Source organism: Psychroserpens sp. XS_ASV72 (assembly GCF_041224425.1).
Classification (GTDB): domain Bacteria; phylum Bacteroidota; class Bacteroidia; order Flavobacteriales; family Flavobacteriaceae; genus Psychroserpens.
Genome location: NZ_JBGFGL010000071.1, coordinates 282,597 through 304,773, shown reverse-complemented (window position 1 = coordinate 304,773; position 22,177 = coordinate 282,597). Strand labels below are relative to the sequence as shown.

The window sequence follows — 22,177 nt, the reverse complement described above, 5'->3', positions numbered from 1 at the left end:
TTCACTATAATGTTTTCGTAAAAGAAAAAAAGCAACGATTCTAGATAAACGTTGCCTTTTTGTTATTAATTATTCTTGATATTCTCAATGAACTGATCAAACAAGTATGTCGAATCGTTAGGACCTGGACTTGCTTCAGGATGGTATTGCACTGAAAAACAGTTTTTGTTTTTCATTTTAATTCCAGCCACAGTGTGATCATTCAAATGTACATGCGTGATTTCAATCTCAGGATGTTGTTCTGTTTCTTCCCTATTAATGGCGAAACCATGATTTTGTGATGTAATCTCCCCTTTGGTTGTTATAAGGTTCTTCACGGGATGGTTGATACCACGATGTCCATGATGCATCTTATAAGTAGAAATCCCATTAGCCAAAGCAATGACTTGATGACCAAGGCAAATCCCAAACAATGGCAAATTACGTTTTATAACTTCCTTTGCGACTTCTTGGGCTTCAACCAAAGGTTCTGGATCTCCAGGACCATTGGAAAGGAAATAACCATCTGGCTTAAATGCTTCCAAGTCTTCAAACTTAGAATTATAAGGAAACACTTTGATGTAAGCATCACGTTTAGCTAGGTTTCTAAGGATGTTCTTTTTAATCCCAATATCAAGAGCAGCAATCTTGTAGCTTGCATTTTCATCTCCATAATAATATGGATTTTTAGTTGACACTTTCGATGCCAATTCCAAACCTTCCATACTTGGTACTTCAGCTAATTGCTTTTTTAAACTTTCAATGTTGTCAACTTCCGTAGAGATAACTGCATTCATCGCACCATGATCTCTGATATGGCTAACCAATGCTCTCGTATCTACATCTGAAATCGCCAACAAGTTATGATCTTCAAAAAATTCCTCTAAGGATTGATCGGCTGAAGGACGTGAATAATTAAAGCTAAAGTTTTTACAGATGAGTCCAGCAATTTTAATGTTATCTGATTCCACTTCATCATTTTTAGCACCATAATTACCAATATGGGCATTGGTAGTCACCATTAGCTGTCCATAATAGGATGGATCAGTGAAAATTTCTTGGTAACCTGTGGTTCCTGTGTTAAAACAGACCTCACCAAAAGCAGAACCTTCTTTTCCTATGGATTTGCCATGAAAAATAGTTCCATCTGCGAGTAAGATTAAGGCTTTTTTACGTTTTGAGTATTTCATGTTTAGAAAAGTTTTACAAAATTGCATAAAAAAAAGGATAATCTAAAAAAGATTACCCTTTATATTTTTCAAATGCTTATTAACATTTATTCTTCTTCGTTGGTTGCTTCTGGTGCTGGAGCAACTGGTGCCGCAGCATTCGATTTAGAACCTCCACGTCTACTACGTCTTGTAGATTTCTTAGGTTTCTTACCTGCGTTGTAGATGTCGTTGTAATCTACAAGCTCGATCATCGCCATATCAGCATTATCACCAAGACGATTTCCTAATTTGATAATTCTCGTGTAACCACCTGGACGATCTCCAACTTTAGCAGCCACATCTCTAAACAATTCAGCAACTGCACCTTTCTGTCTTAGTTTAGCAAAAACCAAACGTCTGTTGTGTGTCGTGTCTTCTTTAGATTTTGTGATCATTGGCTCAACATATTGCTTTAAAGCTTTAGCTTTAGCAACTGTTGTGTTGATGCGTTTGTGCTCGATTAACGAACAAGCCATATTGGCTAACATCGCTTTTCTGTGCGCTGTCTTTCTTCCTAAATGGTTAAATTTCTTTCCGTGTCTCATGACATTTTGTTTTAATCACCATCTTGCTGCAACTCACTTTGAGGAGCAAAATATGATGTATTAATCTTTATCTAATTTGTATTTTGATAAATCCATTCCGAAGTTAAGGCCTTTCACGCTAACCAACTCTTCAAGTTCTGTTAGGGATTTCTTACCGAAGTTACGGAACTTCATTAAATCGTTTTTATTGAATGATACCAAGTCGCCTAGAGTATCTACTTCAGCTGCTTTTAAACAGTTCAATGCACGAACAGACAAGTCCATATCAACCAATTTGGTTTTCAATAACTGTCTCATGTGAAGTGATTCTTCATCATAAGTTTCCGTTTGTGCAATCTCATCCGCTTCAAGAGTGATACGCTCATCAGAGAATAACATGAAGTGGTGGATTAATATTTTAGCAGCTTCAGTTAAAGCATCCTTTGGATGAATAGATCCATCGGTGATGATTTCAAAAACCAATTTTTCGTAGTCAGTTTTTTGCTCCACACGGAAGTTTTCAATACTGTACTTTACATTTTTAATTGGTGTATAGATAGAATCTGTAAAGATCGTTCCAACAGGAGCCGATGATTTTTTGTTCTCTTCAGCAGGAACATAACCTCTACCCTTTTCAATTGTCATTTCCATGTTGATAGTCACCTTTGGATCAAGGTTACAAATCACCAAGTCTTTATTCAATACTTGGAATCCAGAAATGAACTTTTGAAAATCACCAGCAGTGATTTGCTCTTGTCCTGAAATAGATACAGAAACAGATTCGTTATCAACTTCGTCAATTTGACGTTTGAAATTGATTTGCTTTAAGTTTAGGATGATTTCAGTAACATCTTCAACCACACCTGCGATTGTAGAGAACTCGTGGTCTACACCTTCGATTCTTACAGAAGTAATCGCAAATCCTTCCAATGAAGATAACAATACACGTCTTAACGCGTTACCTACTGTTAACCCATATCCTGGTTCTAAAGGTCTAAATTCAAATTTACCTTCGAACTCAGTTGAGTCGATCATGATTACCTTATCAGGCTTTTGAAAATTTAATATTGCCATTTTTTCTTCGTTTTGATTGTGACCTGGTTGCGCGACTTAAAAGTTTGAAGAAGACTAATAAATCCTTTGGCCAGATACCAATATGATTAATTATTACTTAGAGTACAATTCGACGATGAATTGCTCATTGATATTTTCTGGAATTTGGATTCTCTCTGGAACAGATACATAAGTACCTTCTTTAGTATCGTTATTAAAAGTAATCCACTCATAGACACTACTAGAACTTTCTAATGCTTGTTGAATTGCTTCAAGAGATTTAGATTTTTCTCTAACAGCAACAACATCTCCAGCTTTTAATTGGTACGATGGAATATTTACAACGTTTCCGTTAACAGTAATGTGTCTGTGGGATACCAACTGTCTTGCGCCTCTACGTGATGAAGACATTCCCATTCTGTAAACCACGTTATCTAAACGCGACTCACATAATTGAAGTAAAACCTCACCAGTAATACCTTGTGCAGCAGTTGCTTTTTTAAACATATTTCTGAATTGCTTTTCTAAAATACCGTAAGTGTATTTCGCTTTTTGCTTCTCCATTAATTGGATTGCGTATTCAGACTTTTTTCCACGTCTTCTGTTGTTTCCGTGTTGTCCAGGAGGATAATTTCTTTTTTCGAAAGACTTATCGTCTCCAAAAATAGCTTCACCAAATTTACGAGCTATTTTAGTTTTAGGACCAGTATATCTTGCCATTTTAAAATTGTTTTGAGAGTGTTTATGAATTAAGGTCTTAATCTTATCCTTCGATAAACAGTAATCTCTCGGTTATACTTGTTTAATTTTTTCAGTTTGCAAATGTACGTATAAAAAATTAATATCAACTGCAAAAACAGTTGATATTAATTTATGCTTTTAAAAGTACTTAGACTCTTCTTCGTTTAGGAGGACGACATCCATTATGCGGCATAGGTGTTACGTCTACGATTTCAGTAACTTCAATACCTGCGTTGTGGATAGATCTGATAGCAGATTCTCTACCATTTCCTGGTCCTTTAACAAAAACCTTTACTTTTTTAAGTCCAGCTTCTTTTGCTGTTTCAGCAGCATCTTCAGCAGCTAATTGTGCTGCATAAGGAGTATTCTTTTTAGAACCTCTAAAACCCATTTTACCAGCAGATGACCAAGAGATTACGTCACCTTTTTTGTTGGTTAGAGAGATAATGATATTGTTGAAAGATGCAGAAACATGTGCTTCTCCGATAGCATCAACAATAACTTTACGTTTTTTTGTATTTGACTTTGCCATTTGTTTTAGTTTTTAGTAATTAGTGAATAGTCGCTAGAATCCTAAACCTTATCAATTTCAAACAGATTCCTTCCAACGTCTAAGGACTAAAGACTATTATTATTTAGTTACTTTTTTCTTGTTAGCAACTGTTTTTCTTCTACCTTTTCTTGTTCTAGAGTTGTTTTTAGTACGCTGACCTCTTAATGGTAAACCAGCTCTGTGACGAATACCTCTGTAACATCCAATATCCATCAAACGCTTGATATTGATTTGTGTTTCAGAACGCAATTCACCTTCAATAGTATACGATCCAACTTGATCACGGATTGCTCCAATTTGATCGTCGCTCCAATCTTCTACTTTGATGCTTTCATCAACTTTAGCATTAGCTAAAATTTCTTGTGCTCTACTTTTACCTATTCCGTAGATATAGGTTAATGAGATAACTCCTCTTTTGTTTTTTGGTATGTCTACACCTGCAATTCTTGCCATATTGTTTAGTTTTTAGCTGTTAGCTTTTAGTTGTTAGAATCCTAAACATTTCTATTTCGAACAGATTCATCTAACTACTAATTACTAATGACTAGTGTCTTGTTTAACCTTGTCTTTGTTTGAATCTAGGATTCTTTTTGTTAATGACGTAAAGTCTTCCTTTTCTACGGACCAACTTACAGTCTGCACTTCTCTTCTTAATTGATGCTCTTACTTTCATCTCTTTAGCGTGTTTAAAAGTTTAAAGTTTAAAAGTTGAAACTTTGCAACTTTTAACTTCTTAACTCGTTTTAGTATCTATATGTTATTCGAGCCTTTGTCAAATCGTAAGGACTCATTTCTAATTTTACTTTATCACCAGGTAATAATTTGATGTAATGCATTCTCATTTTACCTGAGATGTGTGCGGTCACGATGTGACCATTTTCCAATTCAACACGGAACATTGCATTTGATAATGCTTCAATTATTGATCCGTCTTGTTCTATTGCTGCTTGTTTTGCCATATTATAAATTTTAGTAATTAGTCTATATAGTACAAATACCTTGCCTAAAAACCAATTTCTAAATCACTGTTTACATTATGCTACTGCTTTACGGTTTTTACCAGTCTTCATCAAGCCATCGTAATGTTTGTTCAACAAATACGAATTAACTTGCTGCATGGTATCAATTGCTACACCAACCATAATCAGTAATGATGTCCCTCCGAAGAATAATGCCCAACCAGCTTGTACATCCATTAACTTCACAATGAATGCAGGAAATACTGCAATCAATGCCAAGAATATAGAACCTGGTAATGTTATTTGAGACATAATCTTATCTAAATATTCAGAAGTTTCCGTTCCAGGTCTAATACCAGGAATAAATCCACCACTACGTTTTAAATCGTCAGCCATTTTATTGGTTGGAACTGTAATCGCTGTATAGAAGTATGTAAATACAATGATCAATAAGGCAAATACAATGTTGTACCACAATCCAAAGATATCTGAGAACTGAGCTATCATCCATTGTCCAGCATCACTACCATCGATTGACTTTCCAATTAAACTTGGCACAAACATAATTGCTTGCGCAAAAATGATTGGCATTACTCCAGAAGCATTAAGCTTTAAAGGTAAAAATTGTCTAGAACCGAATACGTTCTTTTCATAACCTCCTGAAGCTGTTCTTCTCGCATACTGTACAGCAATTTTGCGAACAGCCATCACTAGCATTACAGATGCCATGATAATCACAAACCAAATTACCAATTCGATTAAGATCATCATTAAACCACCATTACCACCACCACTTAAACGTGATGCTGCATTTTGTACAAAAGATGCTGGTAAAGTAGCAATGATACCTACCATAATTAATAATGAAATACCATTACCAATACCTTTGTCGGTAATTTTTTCACCTAACCACATTGCGAAAATACATCCCGTTACCAAGATGATAACCGAAGAAATGTAGAATGTAGGTCCAGTACCTAATAAAAATGCTGATTGTGGAATACCAAATGCTGTTGGTAAACTTGCCAAGTAACCTGGCGCTTGAAATAAACAGATAACGATGGTTAACCAACGCGTAATTTGCGTAATCTTCTTTTGACCACTAGCACCTTCTTTTTGAAGTTTTTGAAGATAAGGAATCGCGATTCCCATCAACTGCACTACAATAGAAGCTGAGATGTAAGGCATGATACCAAGTGCAAAAACCGATGCATTAGCAAAGGCTCCACCGGTAAACATGTTTAGAATTCCAAGAATCCCTTCACCTGCACCTGCTTGTAAATTACTTAATTGACTTGCATCTACACCTGGAAGAACAACCTGAGCACCAAAACGATAGACTAAGAGCAAACCAAGCGTTAAAATGATTCGATCTTTAAGTTCTGATATTTTCCAGACGTTCTTTAATGTTTCTATAAATTTCATAAGCTTAGGTTATAATGTTACAGCTTCTCCTCCTGCAGCTTCTATAGCAGCTTTAGCTGAAGCAGTAAACTTATGGGCTGATACTTTTAATTTTGACTTTAATTCGCCACGACCTAGGATTTTCACTTTATCGTTCTTTCCTGCAAGACGTAAGCTAATCATGGTATCAAAATCAACAGCATCCTTTATTTTCTTATCATCCACCAATTGTTGTAATGTATCTAAGTTCACACCTTGATATTCAACACGGTTGATATTCTTAAATCCGAATTTAGGGACACGTCTTTGAAGTGGCATTTGTCCACCTTCAAATCCTAATTTTTTAGAGTATCCAGAACGCGATTTAGCTCCTTTGTGACCACGTGTAGCCGTACCACCTTTACCAGATCCTTGTCCGCGACCTACTCTTTTCCCTTGGTTCTTTGTTGAACCACTAGCTGGTTTTAAATTACTTAAGTCCATCTTATATTGTTATTTCGTTTCTTCAACAGAAACTAAATGTGAAACTTTGTTTACCATTCCAAGAATACTTGGAGACGCTTCGTGCTCAATAGTTTGGCCAATTCGCTTTAGTCCTAAAGCCTCTAGCGTTCTTTTCTGTGTTTGCGTACGATTGATCGCACTTCTTACCTTTGTTACTTTTATCTTTGCCATCGTCCTATTGATTAACCATTAAATACTTTTTCAAGAGAAATTCCTCTATCTCTGGCAATAGCATTCGCATCTCTTAATTGCAATAATGCGTCAAAAGTTGCTTTTACCACATTGTGAGGGTTAGAAGATCCTTGAGATTTAGATAATACATCATGTACACCAACGGCTTCCAATACTGTTCTCACAGCACCACCAGCGATAACACCAGTACCAGGAGCAGCAGGAATGATATTCACTCTTGCACCTCCGTATTTTCCTTTTTGTTCATGAGGTAAGGTACCTTTAATGATAGGAATACGAACTAAATTCTTCTTAGCGTCTTCAACTGCTTTTGCAATTGCAGTAGCAACGTCTTTAGACTTTCCTAATCCGTGACCTACAACTCCAGCTTCATCACCAACCACTACGATCGCTGAAAAACCAAAAGCTCTACCACCTTTTGTTACCTTGGTAACTCTTTGAACACCAACTAAACGATCTTTTAAATCGATTCCACTTGGTTTTACTAATTCTACGTTTTTATACTTTTGATACATAGTGCTTAAAATTTAAGTCCGCCTTCTCTTGCGCCATCGGCTAATGATTTAACTCTTCCGTGATACAAATATCCTCCTCTATCAAAAGCGATAGTCTCGATACCTGCTTTAACTGCTTTTTCAGCAACAGCTTTACCTACTAGGGCAGCCTTTTCAGACTTATTGCCTTTTGCTGAAGCAATATCTTTATCTCTCGATGATGCGGCTGCTAGAGTTTTACCTGTAACATCGTCAACGATTTGAGCATAAATTTCTTTATTAGATCTATAAACAGCTAAACGTGGTCTTTCTCCAGTACCAGAAATTACCTTACGTATTCTGTTTTTTATTCTTAGTCTTCTTTGATTCTTTGTTAATGCCATAACTAATTTATTAAGCTGATTTACCTGCTTTTCTTCTTAATTCTTCACCAACAAACTTGATTCCTTTTCCTTTGTAAGGCTCTGGTTTTCTGAAGCTACGGATTTTAGCAGCTACTTGACCAACTAATTGTTTATCGTGAGATGTTAATTTAACGATTGGGTTTTTCCCTTTTTCTGAAACGGTTTCAATTTTCACTTCAGGTGCAATATCCATAACGATATTGTGTGAAAAACCTAATGCCATATCTAATTTCTGACCTTGGTTTGTAGCTCTGTAACCTACACCTACAAGCTCAAGTTGTTTGGTCCATCCATTAGATACGCCTTCAATCATGTTATTCAATAAGGCTCTGTACAAACCATGCTTAGCTTTAAAAGCTTTAGAGTCTTCTGATCTTTCAACAAGAACGTTTCCATCTTCAACTTTGATATCGATGGTATCGTATGCTTGTGTTAGTTCTCCTAATTTTCCTTTAACAGTGACCATGTTGTCTTTAACTTCAACGGTAACACCTTCTGGAATCGCTATTGGATTATTTCCTATTCTAGACATATTCTTTCTCCTTTTAAATTAGTAAACGTAACACAATAATTCACCGCCTACGTTCTCTCTTTGCGCTTGCTTTCCAGTGATCACACCTTTAGAGGTTGATACAATAGCAATACCCAATCCGTTAAGGATTCTAGGCATTTCGTTAGCGCCAGCATACTTACGTAAACCTGGTGTACTTATTCTTTGAATTTTTTTGATGACAGACTCTTTAGTCTCTTTGTTGTACTTCAAAGCAATTTTGATCGTACCTTGAACGGTTGAGTCGTCAAACTTATAACTTAAGATATATCCTTGATCGAATAAAATCTTAGTTATTTCCTTTTTTAAATTTGATGCAGGAATCTCTACCACTCTGTGGTTAGCCTTCACTGCGTTTCTGATTCTTGTTAAGTAATCAGCAATTGGATCTGTATACATTTGTATTAATTTGCGGTAACGGTTTTCAACTTATGTCGAACCTGGAACCAGTTTATAATTCTTTTTTTACCAAGATGCTTTTTTAACACCTGGAATCAAACCTTTATTTGCCATTTCACGGAACATTACACGAGAAATTCCAAAGGTTCTCATATACCCTTTTGGTCGTCCTGTAAGCTTACATCTGTTGTGCATACGGATAGGAGAAGCATTTTTAGGTAACTTTTGCAATGCTTCATAATCTCCAGCTTCTTTTAAAGCTTTACGTTTTTCAGCATATTTAGCAACAGTTTTTGCTCTCTTGACCTCACGGGCTTTCATTGATTCTTTAGCCATATCTTAGTTCTTTTGAAAAGGTAATCCCAATTCAGTTAATAACGATTTTGCTTCTTTGTCAGTTTCAGCAGACGTCACAAAAGTAATATCCATACCAGAGATTTTATTGATCTTATCAATATTGATTTCTGGAAAAATAATTTGTTCTGTAACCCCAAGGTTATAATTTCCACGACCATCAAAACCAGTAGCTTTGATACCATTGAAATCTCTAACGCGAGGTAATGCTGAAGTCACTAAACGATCTAAAAATTCGTACATACGCTCTCCTCTTAAGGTTACACGTGCACCAATAGGCATACCTTTACGTAATTTGAAAGATGCCACATCCTTTTTAGATAATGTTGCTACAGCTTTCTGACCAGATATGTTTGTCAATTCTTCAACAGCGTGATCAATTAACTTTTTATCGGCTACGGCAGCACCTACACCTCTAGAGATTACAATTTTCTCTAGTTTTGGTACTTGCATCACATTGGTATATCCGAATTCTTCTGTAAGAGCAGACACTACTTTGTTCTTATACTCTTCTTTTAATCTTGGAATGTAAGCCATAACTATATTACTTCATTTGATTTTTTAGAAAATCTCACTTTTTTATCACCTTCCATTTTAAAACCAACTCTAGTTGTTTCTCCTTTTGAGGTTAACAACGATAAGTTAGAAACATGGATAGGCGCTTCTTTCTCTACAATGCCTCCTTGAGGGTTTTGCGCACTAGGTTTAGTGTGCTTCTTAATCATATTAACACCTTCAACGATGGCTTTGTTCTTCTCTTTAAATACAGTAAGCACTTTACCTTCAGATCCTTTATGATCTCCAGCAATAACTTGAACTGTATCTCCTGATTTAATTTTAAGCTTTGTCATTTTTTTAGTCATTAAAGCACTTCTGGTGCTAATGATACAATTTTCATGAACTGTTTGTCACGAAGTTCTCTAGCTACTGGTCCGAATACACGTGTTCCTCTCATTTCACCTGTAGGGTTTAAAAGAACACAAGCATTGTCATCAAAACGAATGTAAGAGCCATCTGGACGTCTTACTTCTTTTTTAGTACGAACAACCACTGCTGTTGATACTGCTCCTTTTTTGATATTCCCATTAGGAGTTGCGTCTTTAACAGAAACAACTATTTTATCTCCTATAGAAGCATATCGTTTTTTTGTACCACCAAGAACACGTATTGTTAATACTTCTTTTGCTCCTGTGTTATCAGCTACTTTTAATCTAGATTCTTGTTGTACCATAATTATTTAGCTCTTTCAATTATTTCTACTAATCTCCAACATTTAGATTTACTTAAAGGTCTTGTTTCCATGATCTTTACAGTATCTCCAATATTACAGTCGTTTTCTTCGTCGTGAGCGACATATTTCTTAGTCTTCAAAACGAATTTACCATACATAGGGTGTTTTACTTTTTTAACCTCAGAAACCACAATTGATTTCATCATTTTGTTACTAGTAACAACTCCTATACGTTCTTTTCTTAAGTTTCTTTTTTCCATCTTTCAGCCAGAATACAATTATTGTAATTCTCTTTTAGTTAATTCAGTCGCAATTCTTGCTACGGTACGTCTAACGTTACGTAATTGAATTGGATTTTCTAACGGAGAGATTGCATGAGCCATTTTAAGGTCTGCATAACTCTTTTGGGTCTCGCTAAGTTTTTCTTGTAACTCAGCTACAGATAGCTGTGTAATTTCTGATTGCTTCATAATTTTTTAAATTTCTTCGTCGTAATCACGAGCTATTACAAACTTAGTTTTGCAAGGTAATTTTTGAGCAGCTAGACGCAATGCCTCTTTAGCTACTTCAATTGGCACACCACCAACTTCAAAAATAATTCTTCCTGGTTTTACTACTGCTACCCAGTATTCAACGGCACCTTTACCCTTACCCATACGAACCTCTAAAGGCTTTTTAGTAATCGGCTTGTCTGGAAATATTTTAATCCATAAACTTCCTTCTCTCTTCATGTAACGTGTAGCTGCAATACGAGCTGCCTCAATTTGACGAGACGTTATAAACACAGAGTCTAAAGATTTTATACCAAACATTCCATTAGAAAGTCGGTGTCCTCTACCGCTATTTCCTTTCATTCGTCCTTTTTGGACTTTACGAAATTTTGTTCTTTTCGGTTGTAACATTGTTTTCCTCTTTAAAAATTACTTTCTACGACGAGATTTGTTCCCACCGCGTCCTCCAGACTTGCCACCTTGCTTCTTAGACAAGCCAACCAATGGAGAAAGTTCTCTTTTTCCGTATACTTCACCTTTCATGATCCAAACTTTAACACCTAATCTACCATAAGTAGTGTGTGCTTCAACTAAAGCATAATCAATGTCGGCTCTAAAAGTTGATAAAGGAATACGTCCTTCTTTGTAATGTTCAGAACGTGCCATTTCAGCTCCGTTTAAACGACCACTAATTTGAACTTTAATTCCTTCAGCATTCATTCGCATTGCAGCAGCAATAGCCATTTTGATTGCTCGTCTGTAAGAAATACGATTCTCAATTTGACGCGCAATACTTGATGCCACCAAATACGCATCGAGTTCAGGTCTCTTAATTTCAAAGATGTTTAACTGAACCTCTTTTCCAGTAATTTTCTTAAGCTCTTCTTTTAACTTGTCTACCTCTTGGCCACCTTTACCAATAATGATACCTGGTCTTGCCGTAGTGATAGTAACGGTTACAAGTTTAAGCGTACGCTCAATGATTACTCTAGACACACTGGCTTTAGATAAACGAGCGTGAACATATTTTCTAATCTTATCGTCTTCGGCTAATTTATCGCCATAATCATTTCCACCATACCAGTTAGATTCCCAACCTCTGATGATTCCTAAACGATTTCCGATTGGATTTGTTTTTTGTCCCATATCTCTTCTTAAGCTTGTATGTTATTTTTTGATCCAATCACAACAGTAACATGATTTGATCTTTTTCTAATTCTGTGTGCACGACCTTGAGGTGCTGGACGTAATCTTTTTAACATTGATCCACCATCAACTCTAATCTCTTGAACGAATAATTCAGCATCTTCAATGCTAGCGTCTTCATTTTTTGCTTGCCAGTTAGCAATAGCCGACAGCAATAATTTTTCTAAACGACCAGCTGCTTCCTTTTGACTGAATTTCAAAATCTGAAGTGCTTGCTCTGCATTCTTTCCTCTTACCAAGTCAGCAACTAAACGCATCTTTCTTGGAGAGGTAGGACAGTTATTAAGTTTTGCAAATGCAACTTTCTTTCTGTCTTCCTTAATAGCTTCTGCCATTTGTTTTTTACGACTTCCCATAGCTTACTATTTTTTTCCTTTATTTTTTGCACCTGCGTGACCTCTAAACGATCGTGTTGGTGAAAATTCTCCTAGTTTGTGACCTACCATGTTTTCAGTAATGTATACTGGAACAAATTGACGACCATTGTGAACAGCAATTGTTTGTCCAACAAAATCAGGTGAAATCATTGAGGCTCTAGACCACGTTTTGATTACTGACTTTTTGTTTGAAGCAATATTCTCTTCAACTTTCTTATTCAATTTGTAATGGATGTAAGGTCCTTTTTTTAATGAACGTGCCATATATTATCTCAATTATTTCTTTCTACGTTCTACAATATATTTGTTACTCGCTTTAGATTTAGAACGCGTTCTATAACCTTTAGCCGGAATACCATTCTTAGATCTAGGGTGACCTCCTGAAGATTTACCTTCACCACCACCCATTGGGTGATCTACTGGGTTCATAACCACTGGTCTTACTCTTGGTCTTCTACCTAGCCATCTTGAACGTCCTGCTTTACCAGAAACGGTTAATTGATGATCTGAGTTAGAAACTACTCCAACAGTTGCCATACACTCCGCAAGTATCATTCTAGTTTCTCCTGATGGCAATTTGACTGTCGCAAACTTACCATCTCTTGCCATTAACTGAGCAAAAGAACCAGCACTTCTTGCCATTACAGCACCTTGACCAGGACGTAATTCGATACAAGAAATTATAGTACCTAATGGAATTTGACTTAACGGCATAGCATTACCAATTTCTGGCGCTATTCCTTCTCTTCCAGACACTACATTTTGCCCTACCTGTAAACCATTTTGAGCAATGATGTAACGCTTCTCTCCATCTTGATAGTTCAATAATGCGATAAAAGCTGTTCTGTTTGGATCGTACTCGATTGTCTTGACTTCAGCTGGAATTCCAGATTTGTCACGTTTAAAATCGACAAGACGATACTTTCTTTTGTGACCTCCACCTCTATGGGTCATGGTCATCTTTCCTTGACTGTTTCTACCACCAGATCTTTTATTCGGAACGAGCAAACTCTTTTCCGGCTTATCAGTAGTAATGGCGTCAAATCCATTAACTACTCTAAAACGCTGAGCTGATGTGATCGGTTTTAATTTTCTTACTGACATTGTTGTCTAATTACATGTTACTGTATATATCAATTACTTCACCTTCCGCCAGTTGTACAATTGCCTTTTTAACAGCATTTGTTTTACCATGTTGAATACCTGTTTTTGTATAACGGGTTCTTCTATCTGGACGGACATTTATAGTACGAACTTTTTCAACAGAAACGCCATAAGCTGCTTCAACAGCCTTTTTGATTTCAACCTTGTTCGCCTTTGTGTTCACCTCAAATGCATACGCATTTAACAACTCGCTTTGTCTTGTTGCCTTTTCAGTGATTATCGGTTTAATTAAGATACTCATGACTTTCTATTTACTTAAGTTCGATTCAATTCCTTCTAGAGAACTCTCTAAAAGAACTAGTTTTTTTGCGTTCAAAATTTTATAAGTGCTTAATTCTGAATTAGTTATGACTTCAGACCCTTTAAAATTTCGAGAAGACAAATATACATTATTATTTGAAGCTCCCAACACAAACAATGATTTTTTGTCTTGTATGTCTAATGCCTTCAATACTGCTGTAAAGTTTTTCGTCTTTGGTGCATCAAAATTGAAGTCTTCCAAAACAACGATATCTTTATCATTTGCCTTCATTGACAACGCAGACTTTCTAGCTAAACGCTTCAAGTTTTTGTTCAATTTGAAACCATAGTTTCTAGGTCTTGGACCAAACATGCGTCCACCACCTTTAAATACACCAGACTTGATACTTCCCGCTCTTGCAGTACCAGTACCTTTTTGTTTTTTAATCTTACGTGTACTTCCAGCAATTTCACCTCTTTCCTTTGATTTGTGTGTACCTTGACGTTGATTTGCTAAATACTGCTTAACATCTAAGTATACAGCGTGGTTGTTAGGCTCAATTCCAAACACATCCTTAGAAAGGTCTGCCTTTCTACCTGTGTCTTTTCCGTTGATATCTAAAACTGCTACTTTCATTACTTCTGAATAATTACATAAGAGTTTTTGTGTCCAGGAACACATCCTTTAACAACAAGTAGGTTCTTTTCAGGAACTACTTTGTACACTCTTAAATTTTCAACATTCACTCTTTCGCCTCCCATACGTCCTGCCATACGCATTCCTTTGAATACTCTAGCTGGATATGAAGCTGCACCAATAGATCCTGGCGCTCTTAAACGGTTGTGCTGACCATGCGTTGCTTGACCAACTCCTCCAAAACCGTGACGTTTAACCACACCTTGGAAACCTTTACCTTTAGAAGTTCCAGCTATATCAACATATTCACCTTCAATAAAGTGCTCAACTGTTATAGCATCTCCTAATTTGTAATCTCCTTCAAATCCTCTAAATTCCGCGACTTTTCTCTTAACAGAAGTACCTGCTTTCTTGGCATGGCCAATTTCAGCTTTAGTAGCACTTTTTTCTGTCTTGTCATCGAAACCTAGTTGAAGGGCATTGTACCCGTCTACCTCTTCGGTTCTGACTTGGGTAACGATACATGGTCCAGCTTCGATTACTGTACATGGAATGTTCTTTCCATTTTCATCGAAAATGCTGGTCATACCGATTTTTTTTCCTATTAACCCAGACATAATTATTAATTATTAAATTTATTTCTATTTATTAAAATTCAAGGTCGAAAATACGCTTCGACCTTGAATTGTATTTTTACCGTTTTTCCTTCGCACGCAGCTCCGGACATGTAATTCGCTTTGTCTTACTAGCGATAAGATGTGTTACACCTTGATCTCTACTTCAACACCACTTGGTAATTCAAGCTTCATTAAAGCATCGATAGTTTTAGAAGACGATGAGTAGATATCCAACAATCTCTTGTAAGAGCTTAATTGGAACTGCTCTCTTGACTTCTTGTTCACGTGAGGTGAACGCAATACAGTGAAAATCTTCTTGTGTGTTGGTAAAGGAATTGGACCCGTTACAACAGCACCTGTACTTTTTACTGTTTTTACAATCTTATCAGCAGACTTATCTACTAAGTTGTGATCGTAAGACTTTAATTTTATTCTAATTTTCTGACTCATTTTCTTCTAGATTTAAGCTTCAACGCCTTTAGCTGCTTTAATTACTTCTTCTGAAATATTCTGTGGAGTTTCAGCGTAATGTGAAAATTCCATAGTGGATGTCGCACGTCCTGAAGACAATGTTCTCAATGTAGTTACATATCCAAACATTTCAGATAATGGAACAGTCGCCTTAACGGTTTTAGCACCAGCTCTGTCTCCCATTTCACTAACTTGTCCTCTACGACGGTTCAAGTCACCTACAATGTCACCCATGTTTTCTTCTGGAGTAATTACCTCAAGTTTCATGATAGGTTCCATTATAACTGCTTTTGCAGCTTTTGCAGCATTTTTAAATCCTAACTTAGCAGCCAATTCGAAAGACAGCTGATCAGAATCCACATCGTGGTAAGATCCATCTGTCAATGTCACTTTCATAGCGTCTACTTCATAACCTGCTAATGGACCGTTAACCATTGCCATTTTAAATCCTTTCTCAACTGAAGGAACAAATTCCTTAGGAACGTTACCACCTTTGATTTCAGAAACGAATTCCAGACCTTGCTTACCTTCTTCAGCTGGCTCCAAAGTAAATACGATATCAGCAAATTTACCACGTCCACCAGATTGCTTTTTGTAAACTTCTCTGTGTTCTGCACGTTGTGTAATCGCTTCTTTGTACTCTACTTGTGGCTGACCTTGGTTTACTTCAACCTTGAACTCACGTTTCAAACGGTCAACGATAATATCTAAGTGAAGCTCACCCATTCCAGAAATAATAGTCTGTCCTGAAGCTTCGTCAGTTCTAGCTGTAAATGTTGGATCTTCTTCAGCTAACTTAGCTAAAGCCATACCTAATTTATCAACATCAGCTTTAGTCTTAGGCTCCACAGCGATACCGATTACTGGATCAGGGAATTCCATAGATTCTAAAACGATAGGATGTTTTTCATCAGACATGGTATCACCAGTCTTAATATCTTTAAATCCTACAGCAGCTCCAATATCACCAGCTTCGATATATTCGATAGCATTTTGTTTGTTGGAGTGCATTTGGTAAATACGTGAGATACGCTCTTTTTTACCTGAACGGTTATTCAAGATATAAGAACCTGCATCTAAACGACCAGAATACGCTCTAAAGAATGCTAAACGTCCAACGAATGGATCTGTAGCAATTTTAAATGCTAAAGCCGAAAATGGCTCTTTTACATCTGGCTTACGTGAAATCGTTTCACCTGTTTCAGGATCTGTTCCTTTAATGTTATCTCTATCAAGTGGAGACGGTAAGTAACGACAAACCGCATCTAACAAGAATTGAACACCTTTGTTTTTAAAAGCAGAACCACAGATCATTGGAATGATAGCCATATCCATAACAGCAGCTCTAAGCGCAGCATGCACTTCCTCTTCTGTAATAGAATCTTCATCTTCCATGAACTTCTCTAAAAGGTTCTCATCGTAAGTTGCAACTTCCTCGATTAAAAGTGCACGGTACTTACGCGCCTCTGCTTTTAATTCTTCAGGAATATCGATAACATCAAATGTAGCACCTTGAGTTTCGTCATGCCATACAATAGCTCTGTTCTTTACCAAGTCGATAATACCTTTGAAATCTGCTTCATCACCAATGTTCAATACGATTGGCACTGCATTTGATTTCAACATATCTTTAACTTGCTGACAAACCGCTAAGAAGTTAGACCCTTGACGGTCCATTTTGTTAACGAAACCAATTCTTGGCACTTTATAGTTATCGGCAAGTCTCCAGTTTGTTTCTGATTGTGGCTCAACACCATCAACAGCACTAAACAAAAATACCAATCCGTCAAGTACACGTAAAGAACGGTTTACCTCAACGGTAAAGTCAACGTGACCTGGAGTATCGATAATGTTAAAATGGTAATCTTTAGTATCAGGAGTTGGTTCAGCATTTTCCAATGGAAACTTCCATGTACATGTTGTCGCTGCAGATGTAATGGTAATACCTCTTTCCTGCTCTTGCTCCATCCAGTCCATAGTAGCCGCACCATCATGCACCTCACCAATCTTGTGAGACACACCTGTATAGTAAAGAATACGTTCTGTTGTTGTTGTTTTCCCTGCGTCAATATGAGCCGCAATACCTATATTTCTTGTATAATTTAAATCTCTTCCCATGTCGCTAATTAAAATCTAAAGTGAGAGAATGCCTTGTTTGCTTCTGCCATTTTATGAGTATCTACTCTTTTCTTAACAGCCGCACCTTCTTCTTTAGCAGCAGCTAAAATTTCTGCAGCTAACTTTTGAGGCATAGATTTTTCATTTCTTTTTCTTGCGTAACCAATCAACCACTTCATTGCAGTTGACACTTTACGATCTGGACGAATTTGCATTGGGATTTGGAATGTAGCACCACCAACACGACGGCTACGTACTTCTACGTGAGGCATCACATTTGATAAGGCATCTTTCCAAAGCTCTAAAGCTGTTTTTTCGTCATCGGTCTTTTTTGACTCTACAATATCAATAGCATCGTAGAATACTTTAAACGCCACAGACTTTTTCCCATCCCACATCATCATGTTAACGAAACGAGTCACTAACTGATCGTTAAAACGTGGATCTGGTAAAAGCGGTCTTTTTTTCGCTTGTCTTTTTCTCATGTCTTCTTCTTAAAGTTTTTAAATTACTTCTTAGGGCGTTTTGCACCATACTTAGATCTACGTTGTGTTCTACCTGCAACACCTGCTGTGTCTAAGGCACCACGAACGATGTGATATCTAACTCCTGGCAAATCTTTTACCCTTCCACCTCTAACTAATACTATCGAGTGCTCTTGTAAATTGTGTCCTTCACCACCAATGTATGCGTTAACCTCTTTTCCGTTTGTTAAACGAACCCTAGCTACCTTACGCATTGCTGAGTTTGGTTTTTTAGGTGTCGTTGTATAAACACGAGTACATACACCACGTCTTTGTGGACACGAATCTAAAGCAGCCGATTTACTCTTCTTAGTTATTTTGGCTCTTCCTTTTCGTACTAATTGTGAAATTGTTGGCATATATTTCTATAAATTTTACTAATCCCTCACTTTGAGGGCTGCAAAGGTAGAAATAAATATGAATTTTTCAAACGCCAAGCTATTAATTTTAAAAACTTTGCCAAATTAATTTCATACCAGCATATTTTTAGTGACTAATTTGCGTTAGTTTTGAAAAATATTTTACTGCATGTTTCATAGCTTTCGGCTTTACATACCTATTTATTTACTTTTATTCTGCCTTAATATGGAAGGGCAAAATTTAAAGCTAAAGGCTTTAGGTTCTTCAGATCAAGAAACCGAAATTATTGATTCTTTAAATTACAAGAATTCATTTAAAGATTTTAGCGCCTTACAAAAAGAGGTTGATTCCCTTAAAAGCAGATTGCTTTCCATAGGTTTTATTGACAGTGATCTCAAATCCCTTGAAAAAATAAACGATAGCCTGTTCAATGCCAACTTTCATTTAAAGACGCGTTATCAATACATCAGTATAGATCACAAGGGATTAATTGAAGCTACTATATTACGCTTTCTTGGTCTTAATAATGAAAACAACACCATCACATTACCAATTTCAAAATTAGAGTCTAGCCTCAAACTCATTAATGCTGAAATTGCCAATAGAGGTAATCCCTTTTCAAAACTACAATTGGTAAACATTCAAAAACACAAAGACAATTCTTTGTCTGCTGAACTGGACATATCAGATCAGGAATTGAGACATATTGACAAGATTATCATTAAGGGTTATGAAAAGTTTCCAAAATCATTCATCAAACGGTATTTAAGAATCAGTCCTGGACAAGAGTTCAATCTATCAAAAATCAAAACAAAAACTGAGCAGCTAACCAGTCTCCGTTTTGCAAATCAAATTAAAGAACCTGAAGTGCTTTTCACGAAAGACTCTACCATATTATATATGTATATAGAAAAAACCAAGAGCAATACTTTTGATGGATTTCTAGGTTTTGGCACCAATGAGGACACCAATAAAATTGAGTTTGATGGATACCTGAATCTCAAACTAACAAATAATCTCAATTATGGTGAAACATTGGAATTGCTTTACAAAAGTGATGAAAATGACCAACAAACCTTTGATGGCAATGTCATTATGCCTTATCTGTTTGGGACACCCTTAGGAGTGGAAGCCAACCTCAATATTTTCCGAAAAGATTCCTCATTTGTAACCGCAAGGCAATCGGCAAAATTGAACTATTTAATAAATGCCAATCATTCGGTAGGCCTAGGACTTAGCTCTGTGAGTTCATCGAATTTATTAGATACTGAAATCTCATCTATTGATGATTTTAAATCTAATTACTATTTCGCTAACTACATATACACGAAGAGACAGAACTATGATTTTTTGTTCCCTATAAATTTCCTCTTTGATATCACTGGTGGATTTGGAAGCAGAAACTTTGATGATGCAGATGAAGACCAGGTAAAGTTTGCGATCAATACGTTTAAGATTTTCAACCTCAACGATAGAAATAGTATTTATTTACGAATGAATAGCCAGCTTATTGATTCTGATTCCTATCTAGAAAATGAATTGCCGCGTTTTGGTGGTATTAATTCTATAAGAGGTTTTGAGGAAAACAGTTTATTTGCCAATCTATTTGGTGTTTTAAATACAGAATACCGTTATCGTCTGAATCGTAATTTCTATGTTCATTCGGTAATTGATGCTGCGTATTTTGAAAATGAAGTGAGTGAGCAAAAAGGAAAACTATTTGGCTTTGGGTTTGGGTTTGGCTTTTTGAGCAAGGCTGGATTATTCCGTTTCAACTATTCTAGTGGCAAGAGTGAAAACCAGAGTTTCAAATTATCAGACTCAAAAGTTCATATCAGTCTTATAGCTACTTTCTAACTCCTACAATTTCTATTAACGAATAAGCATTTGATTGAAATCGTTTTTCTACCTTTACCGCATGGAAAAAGAGACAACCATATTTGGCATTAGAGCCATTATTGAAGCCATACACTCAGGAGAAAATATCGACAAGGTTTTTTTGCAAAAAGGACTTCGAGGTGACTTATTTTCTGAGTTAGAGAATTTAGTCAGAAGTGAAGGTTTAAACACTTCTTATGTGCCTGTAGAAAAACTCAATCGACTCACCAAGAAAAATCATCAAGGTGCTGTGGCTCAAATTGCTCCTATCGCCTTTCATGACTTGGAAAATTTGGTCATGGAGGTTGTTGAATCTGGTAAAACACCTCTTTTTCTCATCTTGGACCAATTAAGTGATGTCCGAAACTTTGGAGCTATTATCAGAACTGCTGAATGTACTGGTGTTTCGGGAATTATCATCCAGAAAAAAGGTGGTGCGCCTGTGAATGGTGACACCGTTAAAACTAGTGCTGGAGCCATTTTTAAAATTCCTATTTGCAAAGTAGACCATGTTAAGGATGCTGTTTTTTACATGCAAGCTTCTGGCATCAAGGTTATTGCTGCTACTGAAAAAGCTGAGGACCAAGTTTATGATATTTCTTTTACAGAACCTTGCGCTATAATCATGGGATCTGAAGGAAAAGGTATCAATCCATCTGTTTTAAAAGTGGTCGACCAAAAAGCCAAACTGCCAATTTTAGGTGAGATTGCTTCTCTTAATGTTTCTGTTGCTTGTGGTGCGTTTTTGTACGAAGCGGTTCGCCAACGTCTTTAGTCCTTATTACCTTTGAAGGTGTACTTGATTTGCACCTGATTTTCTTCTGAAGTTTCTATATCCTCTTCTACAGGTTCTGGGTTTTCGATAAAATTCCCGTTTTCATCAAAATGCCTTAAGAACGGATCATCCTCTTCATTGTAATCGGGTTCTTGCCATACATAGCGTTCCGGTTTTGCAACAGATTTCCGAAAGATCAGTGCAAACACAAAACCAGATATCAATCCGCCTAAATGTCCTTCCCATGACATGCCTTCTTTCACTGGAAACACATACCAAATCATACTTCCATAGAGAAAAACAACCATAAGCGACAAGGCTACTAAGCGATAATGTTTAGCAAAAACACCTTTAAAGAAAACAAAGCTCACGAGCACATACACCAAGCCACTGGCTCCAATATGATTGGATGGCCTTCCTATGAACCAGGTTATCAATCCAGACAACAAAATACCATACAAGAGAACTTTCCATGCTATTTTTCGGTAGAAATAAAATAAGGCAACCGAAAGGATAAATAACGGAATTGAGTTATGGTATAAATGCTGAATATCTGAATGAACCAACGGACTGGTAAATATGCCTAATAGTCCTTCAGGCTCAAGTGGATATACTCCAAGTTTTTTAATCCAAGGAAAAAATCGTACTTGTAACCAAAATACAATCCAAATCAGCATGATAAAAAAGACAGGATAAGCGATGACACCTGTTGAATATTTGAAATGTTGCTGATTACTCATAAGCTGGATTTTGGTCATTCACCTACA

The 22,177-nt window shown here is 36.5% G+C and carries 36 protein-coding genes; 2 read left to right on the top strand and 34 right to left on the bottom strand.

Translation table 11 applies throughout. The features are described 5' to 3' along the window. Positions 1–65 precede the first annotated feature (65 nt). From carA to rpsL, 33 genes are all read right to left on the bottom strand, one after another. The gene (gene carA / locus AB9K26_RS05210) at positions 66–1,169 is read right to left on the bottom strand and encodes a glutamine-hydrolyzing carbamoyl-phosphate synthase small subunit (RefSeq protein ID WP_369971478.1); all 1,104 of its coding nucleotides are present in this window, start codon (positions 1,167–1,169) and stop codon (positions 66–68) included. An 86-nt stretch (positions 1,170–1,255) separates the two neighbouring features. Continuing rightward, on the bottom strand, positions 1,256–1,735 hold the full coding sequence (gene rplQ, locus AB9K26_RS05205) for a 50S ribosomal protein L17 (protein ID WP_369971477.1): 480 nt from the start codon (positions 1,733–1,735) through the stop codon (positions 1,256–1,258). A gap of 60 nt (positions 1,736–1,795) precedes the next feature. Then, positions 1,796–2,788, bottom strand: coding sequence for a DNA-directed RNA polymerase subunit alpha (locus tag AB9K26_RS05200; protein ID WP_369971476.1), 993 nt, complete (start codon positions 2,786–2,788; stop codon positions 1,796–1,798). 93 nt (positions 2,789–2,881) lie between these two features. Beyond that, positions 2,882–3,487 (bottom strand): 30S ribosomal protein S4, encoded by a 606-nt coding sequence (gene rpsD, locus AB9K26_RS05195; RefSeq protein ID WP_369971475.1) that lies wholly within the window; start codon positions 3,485–3,487, stop codon positions 2,882–2,884. Between the two features lie 169 nt (positions 3,488–3,656). After that, positions 3,657–4,040 (bottom strand): 30S ribosomal protein S11, encoded by a 384-nt coding sequence (gene rpsK, locus AB9K26_RS05190; protein WP_369971474.1) that lies wholly within the window; start codon positions 4,038–4,040, stop codon positions 3,657–3,659. Between the two features lie 99 nt (positions 4,041–4,139). After that, positions 4,140–4,514 carry a 30S ribosomal protein S13 gene (gene rpsM, locus AB9K26_RS05185; RefSeq protein ID WP_369971473.1) on the bottom strand — a complete coding sequence of 125 codons (375 nt, stop codon included), beginning with the start codon at positions 4,512–4,514 and terminating at the stop codon, positions 4,140–4,142. A gap of 103 nt (positions 4,515–4,617) precedes the next feature. After that, entirely contained in the window at positions 4,618–4,734 is a 117-nt protein-coding gene (gene ykgO, locus AB9K26_RS05180; RefSeq protein WP_081990159.1) for a type B 50S ribosomal protein L36, read from the bottom strand. 70 nt (positions 4,735–4,804) lie between these two features. Further along, on the bottom strand, positions 4,805–5,020 hold the full coding sequence (gene infA / locus AB9K26_RS05175; RefSeq protein ID WP_026753784.1) for a translation initiation factor IF-1: 216 nt from the start codon (positions 5,018–5,020) through the stop codon (positions 4,805–4,807). Positions 5,021–5,095: 75 nt separating this feature from the next. Further along, entirely contained in the window at positions 5,096–6,445 is a 1,350-nt protein-coding gene (gene secY / locus AB9K26_RS05170) for a preprotein translocase subunit SecY (RefSeq protein ID WP_369971472.1), read from the bottom strand. 9 nt (positions 6,446–6,454) lie between these two features. Then, on the bottom strand, positions 6,455–6,907 hold the full coding sequence (rplO, locus tag AB9K26_RS05165; RefSeq protein WP_369971471.1) for a 50S ribosomal protein L15: 453 nt from the start codon (positions 6,905–6,907) through the stop codon (positions 6,455–6,457). Positions 6,908–6,916: 9 nt separating this feature from the next. Then, complete coding sequence (rpmD, locus tag AB9K26_RS05160; RefSeq protein ID WP_369971470.1) at positions 6,917–7,099, bottom strand: 50S ribosomal protein L30; 183 nt, start codon at positions 7,097–7,099, stop codon at positions 6,917–6,919. A gap of 11 nt (positions 7,100–7,110) precedes the next feature. Continuing rightward, entirely contained in the window at positions 7,111–7,635 is a 525-nt protein-coding gene (gene rpsE / locus AB9K26_RS05155) for a 30S ribosomal protein S5 (RefSeq protein WP_369971469.1), read from the bottom strand. 5 nt (positions 7,636–7,640) lie between these two features. Then, the gene (gene rplR, locus AB9K26_RS05150) at positions 7,641–7,997 is read right to left on the bottom strand and encodes a 50S ribosomal protein L18 (protein WP_369971468.1); all 357 of its coding nucleotides are present in this window, start codon (positions 7,995–7,997) and stop codon (positions 7,641–7,643) included. Positions 7,998–8,007: 10 nt separating this feature from the next. Next, positions 8,008–8,550, bottom strand: a complete 543-nt coding sequence (gene rplF / locus AB9K26_RS05145) for a 50S ribosomal protein L6 (RefSeq protein ID WP_369971467.1) — start codon at positions 8,548–8,550, stop codon at positions 8,008–8,010. Between the two features lie 18 nt (positions 8,551–8,568). Next, positions 8,569–8,967 carry a 30S ribosomal protein S8 gene (rpsH, locus tag AB9K26_RS05140; RefSeq protein ID WP_369971466.1) on the bottom strand — a complete coding sequence of 133 codons (399 nt, stop codon included), beginning with the start codon at positions 8,965–8,967 and terminating at the stop codon, positions 8,569–8,571. 66 nt (positions 8,968–9,033) lie between these two features. Continuing rightward, entirely contained in the window at positions 9,034–9,303 is a 270-nt protein-coding gene (gene rpsN, locus AB9K26_RS05135) for a 30S ribosomal protein S14 (RefSeq protein WP_167966118.1), read from the bottom strand. Positions 9,304–9,306: 3 nt separating this feature from the next. Next, positions 9,307–9,858 (bottom strand): 50S ribosomal protein L5, encoded by a 552-nt coding sequence (rplE, locus tag AB9K26_RS05130; protein WP_369971465.1) that lies wholly within the window; start codon positions 9,856–9,858, stop codon positions 9,307–9,309. Between the two features lie 2 nt (positions 9,859–9,860). Beyond that, the gene (gene rplX, locus AB9K26_RS05125) at positions 9,861–10,172 is read right to left on the bottom strand and encodes a 50S ribosomal protein L24 (protein WP_369971464.1); all 312 of its coding nucleotides are present in this window, start codon (positions 10,170–10,172) and stop codon (positions 9,861–9,863) included. Between the two features lie 11 nt (positions 10,173–10,183). After that, on the bottom strand, positions 10,184–10,552 hold the full coding sequence (gene rplN, locus AB9K26_RS05120; RefSeq protein ID WP_369971463.1) for a 50S ribosomal protein L14: 369 nt from the start codon (positions 10,550–10,552) through the stop codon (positions 10,184–10,186). 2 nt (positions 10,553–10,554) lie between these two features. Then, on the bottom strand, positions 10,555–10,812 hold the full coding sequence (gene rpsQ, locus AB9K26_RS05115; RefSeq protein ID WP_369971462.1) for a 30S ribosomal protein S17: 258 nt from the start codon (positions 10,810–10,812) through the stop codon (positions 10,555–10,557). An 18-nt stretch (positions 10,813–10,830) separates the two neighbouring features. Then, the gene (gene rpmC, locus AB9K26_RS05110) at positions 10,831–11,022 is read right to left on the bottom strand and encodes a 50S ribosomal protein L29 (RefSeq protein WP_369971461.1); all 192 of its coding nucleotides are present in this window, start codon (positions 11,020–11,022) and stop codon (positions 10,831–10,833) included. Between the two features lie 6 nt (positions 11,023–11,028). Next, entirely contained in the window at positions 11,029–11,454 is a 426-nt protein-coding gene (gene rplP, locus AB9K26_RS05105; RefSeq protein ID WP_369971460.1) for a 50S ribosomal protein L16, read from the bottom strand. 18 nt (positions 11,455–11,472) lie between these two features. Further along, positions 11,473–12,189: a 30S ribosomal protein S3 gene (rpsC, locus tag AB9K26_RS05100; protein WP_369971459.1), complete on the bottom strand. Its 717-nt coding sequence runs from the start codon at positions 12,187–12,189 to the stop codon at positions 11,473–11,475. An 8-nt stretch (positions 12,190–12,197) separates the two neighbouring features. Further along, entirely contained in the window at positions 12,198–12,605 is a 408-nt protein-coding gene (gene rplV, locus AB9K26_RS05095) for a 50S ribosomal protein L22 (RefSeq protein ID WP_369971458.1), read from the bottom strand. Between the two features lie 6 nt (positions 12,606–12,611). After that, positions 12,612–12,890 (bottom strand): 30S ribosomal protein S19, encoded by a 279-nt coding sequence (gene rpsS / locus AB9K26_RS05090; RefSeq protein WP_369971457.1) that lies wholly within the window; start codon positions 12,888–12,890, stop codon positions 12,612–12,614. 12 nt (positions 12,891–12,902) lie between these two features. Further along, positions 12,903–13,730, bottom strand: coding sequence for a 50S ribosomal protein L2 (gene rplB / locus AB9K26_RS05085; RefSeq protein ID WP_369971456.1), 828 nt, complete (start codon positions 13,728–13,730; stop codon positions 12,903–12,905). A gap of 10 nt (positions 13,731–13,740) precedes the next feature. Further along, positions 13,741–14,031 (bottom strand): 50S ribosomal protein L23, encoded by a 291-nt coding sequence (rplW, locus tag AB9K26_RS05080; protein WP_369971455.1) that lies wholly within the window; start codon positions 14,029–14,031, stop codon positions 13,741–13,743. Positions 14,032–14,037: 6 nt separating this feature from the next. Then, positions 14,038–14,667, bottom strand: a complete 630-nt coding sequence (gene rplD / locus AB9K26_RS05075) for a 50S ribosomal protein L4 (protein WP_369971454.1) — start codon at positions 14,665–14,667, stop codon at positions 14,038–14,040. After that, positions 14,667–15,284 carry a 50S ribosomal protein L3 gene (rplC, locus tag AB9K26_RS05070; protein WP_369971453.1) on the bottom strand — a complete coding sequence of 206 codons (618 nt, stop codon included), beginning with the start codon at positions 15,282–15,284 and terminating at the stop codon, positions 14,667–14,669. The genes rplD and rplC overlap by 1 nt, the downstream gene beginning before the upstream one ends. A 144-nt stretch (positions 15,285–15,428) precedes the next feature. Next, the gene (gene rpsJ, locus AB9K26_RS05065; RefSeq protein ID WP_007650482.1) at positions 15,429–15,734 is read right to left on the bottom strand and encodes a 30S ribosomal protein S10; all 306 of its coding nucleotides are present in this window, start codon (positions 15,732–15,734) and stop codon (positions 15,429–15,431) included. 12 nt (positions 15,735–15,746) lie between these two features. Next, positions 15,747–17,873, bottom strand: coding sequence for an elongation factor G (gene fusA, locus AB9K26_RS05060; RefSeq protein WP_369971452.1), 2,127 nt, complete (start codon positions 17,871–17,873; stop codon positions 15,747–15,749). Between the two features lie 8 nt (positions 17,874–17,881). Then, positions 17,882–18,358 carry a 30S ribosomal protein S7 gene (gene rpsG / locus AB9K26_RS05055; RefSeq protein ID WP_369971451.1) on the bottom strand — a complete coding sequence of 159 codons (477 nt, stop codon included), beginning with the start codon at positions 18,356–18,358 and terminating at the stop codon, positions 17,882–17,884. Between the two features lie 23 nt (positions 18,359–18,381). Next, positions 18,382–18,756 (bottom strand): 30S ribosomal protein S12, encoded by a 375-nt coding sequence (gene rpsL, locus AB9K26_RS05050; protein ID WP_010181934.1) that lies wholly within the window; start codon positions 18,754–18,756, stop codon positions 18,382–18,384. A 226-nt stretch (positions 18,757–18,982) separates the two neighbouring features. On the opposite strand from rpsL, the gene AB9K26_RS05045 reads away from it, so the two are divergent. Both AB9K26_RS05045 and rlmB read left to right on the top strand, forming a co-directional pair. Beyond that, on the top strand, positions 18,983–20,614 hold the full coding sequence (locus AB9K26_RS05045; protein ID WP_369971450.1) for a POTRA domain-containing protein: 1,632 nt from the start codon (positions 18,983–18,985) through the stop codon (positions 20,612–20,614). Positions 20,615–20,675: 61 nt separating this feature from the next. Beyond that, positions 20,676–21,410, top strand: a complete 735-nt coding sequence (gene rlmB / locus AB9K26_RS05040) for a 23S rRNA (guanosine(2251)-2'-O)-methyltransferase RlmB (RefSeq protein WP_369971449.1) — start codon at positions 20,676–20,678, stop codon at positions 21,408–21,410. On the opposite strand, the gene AB9K26_RS05035 is transcribed toward rlmB, so the two are convergent. Further along, positions 21,407–22,150 (bottom strand): rhomboid family intramembrane serine protease, encoded by a 744-nt coding sequence (locus AB9K26_RS05035; RefSeq protein ID WP_369971448.1) that lies wholly within the window; start codon positions 22,148–22,150, stop codon positions 21,407–21,409. The genes rlmB and AB9K26_RS05035 overlap by 4 nt on opposite strands. Positions 22,151–22,177: the final 27 nt, after the last annotated feature.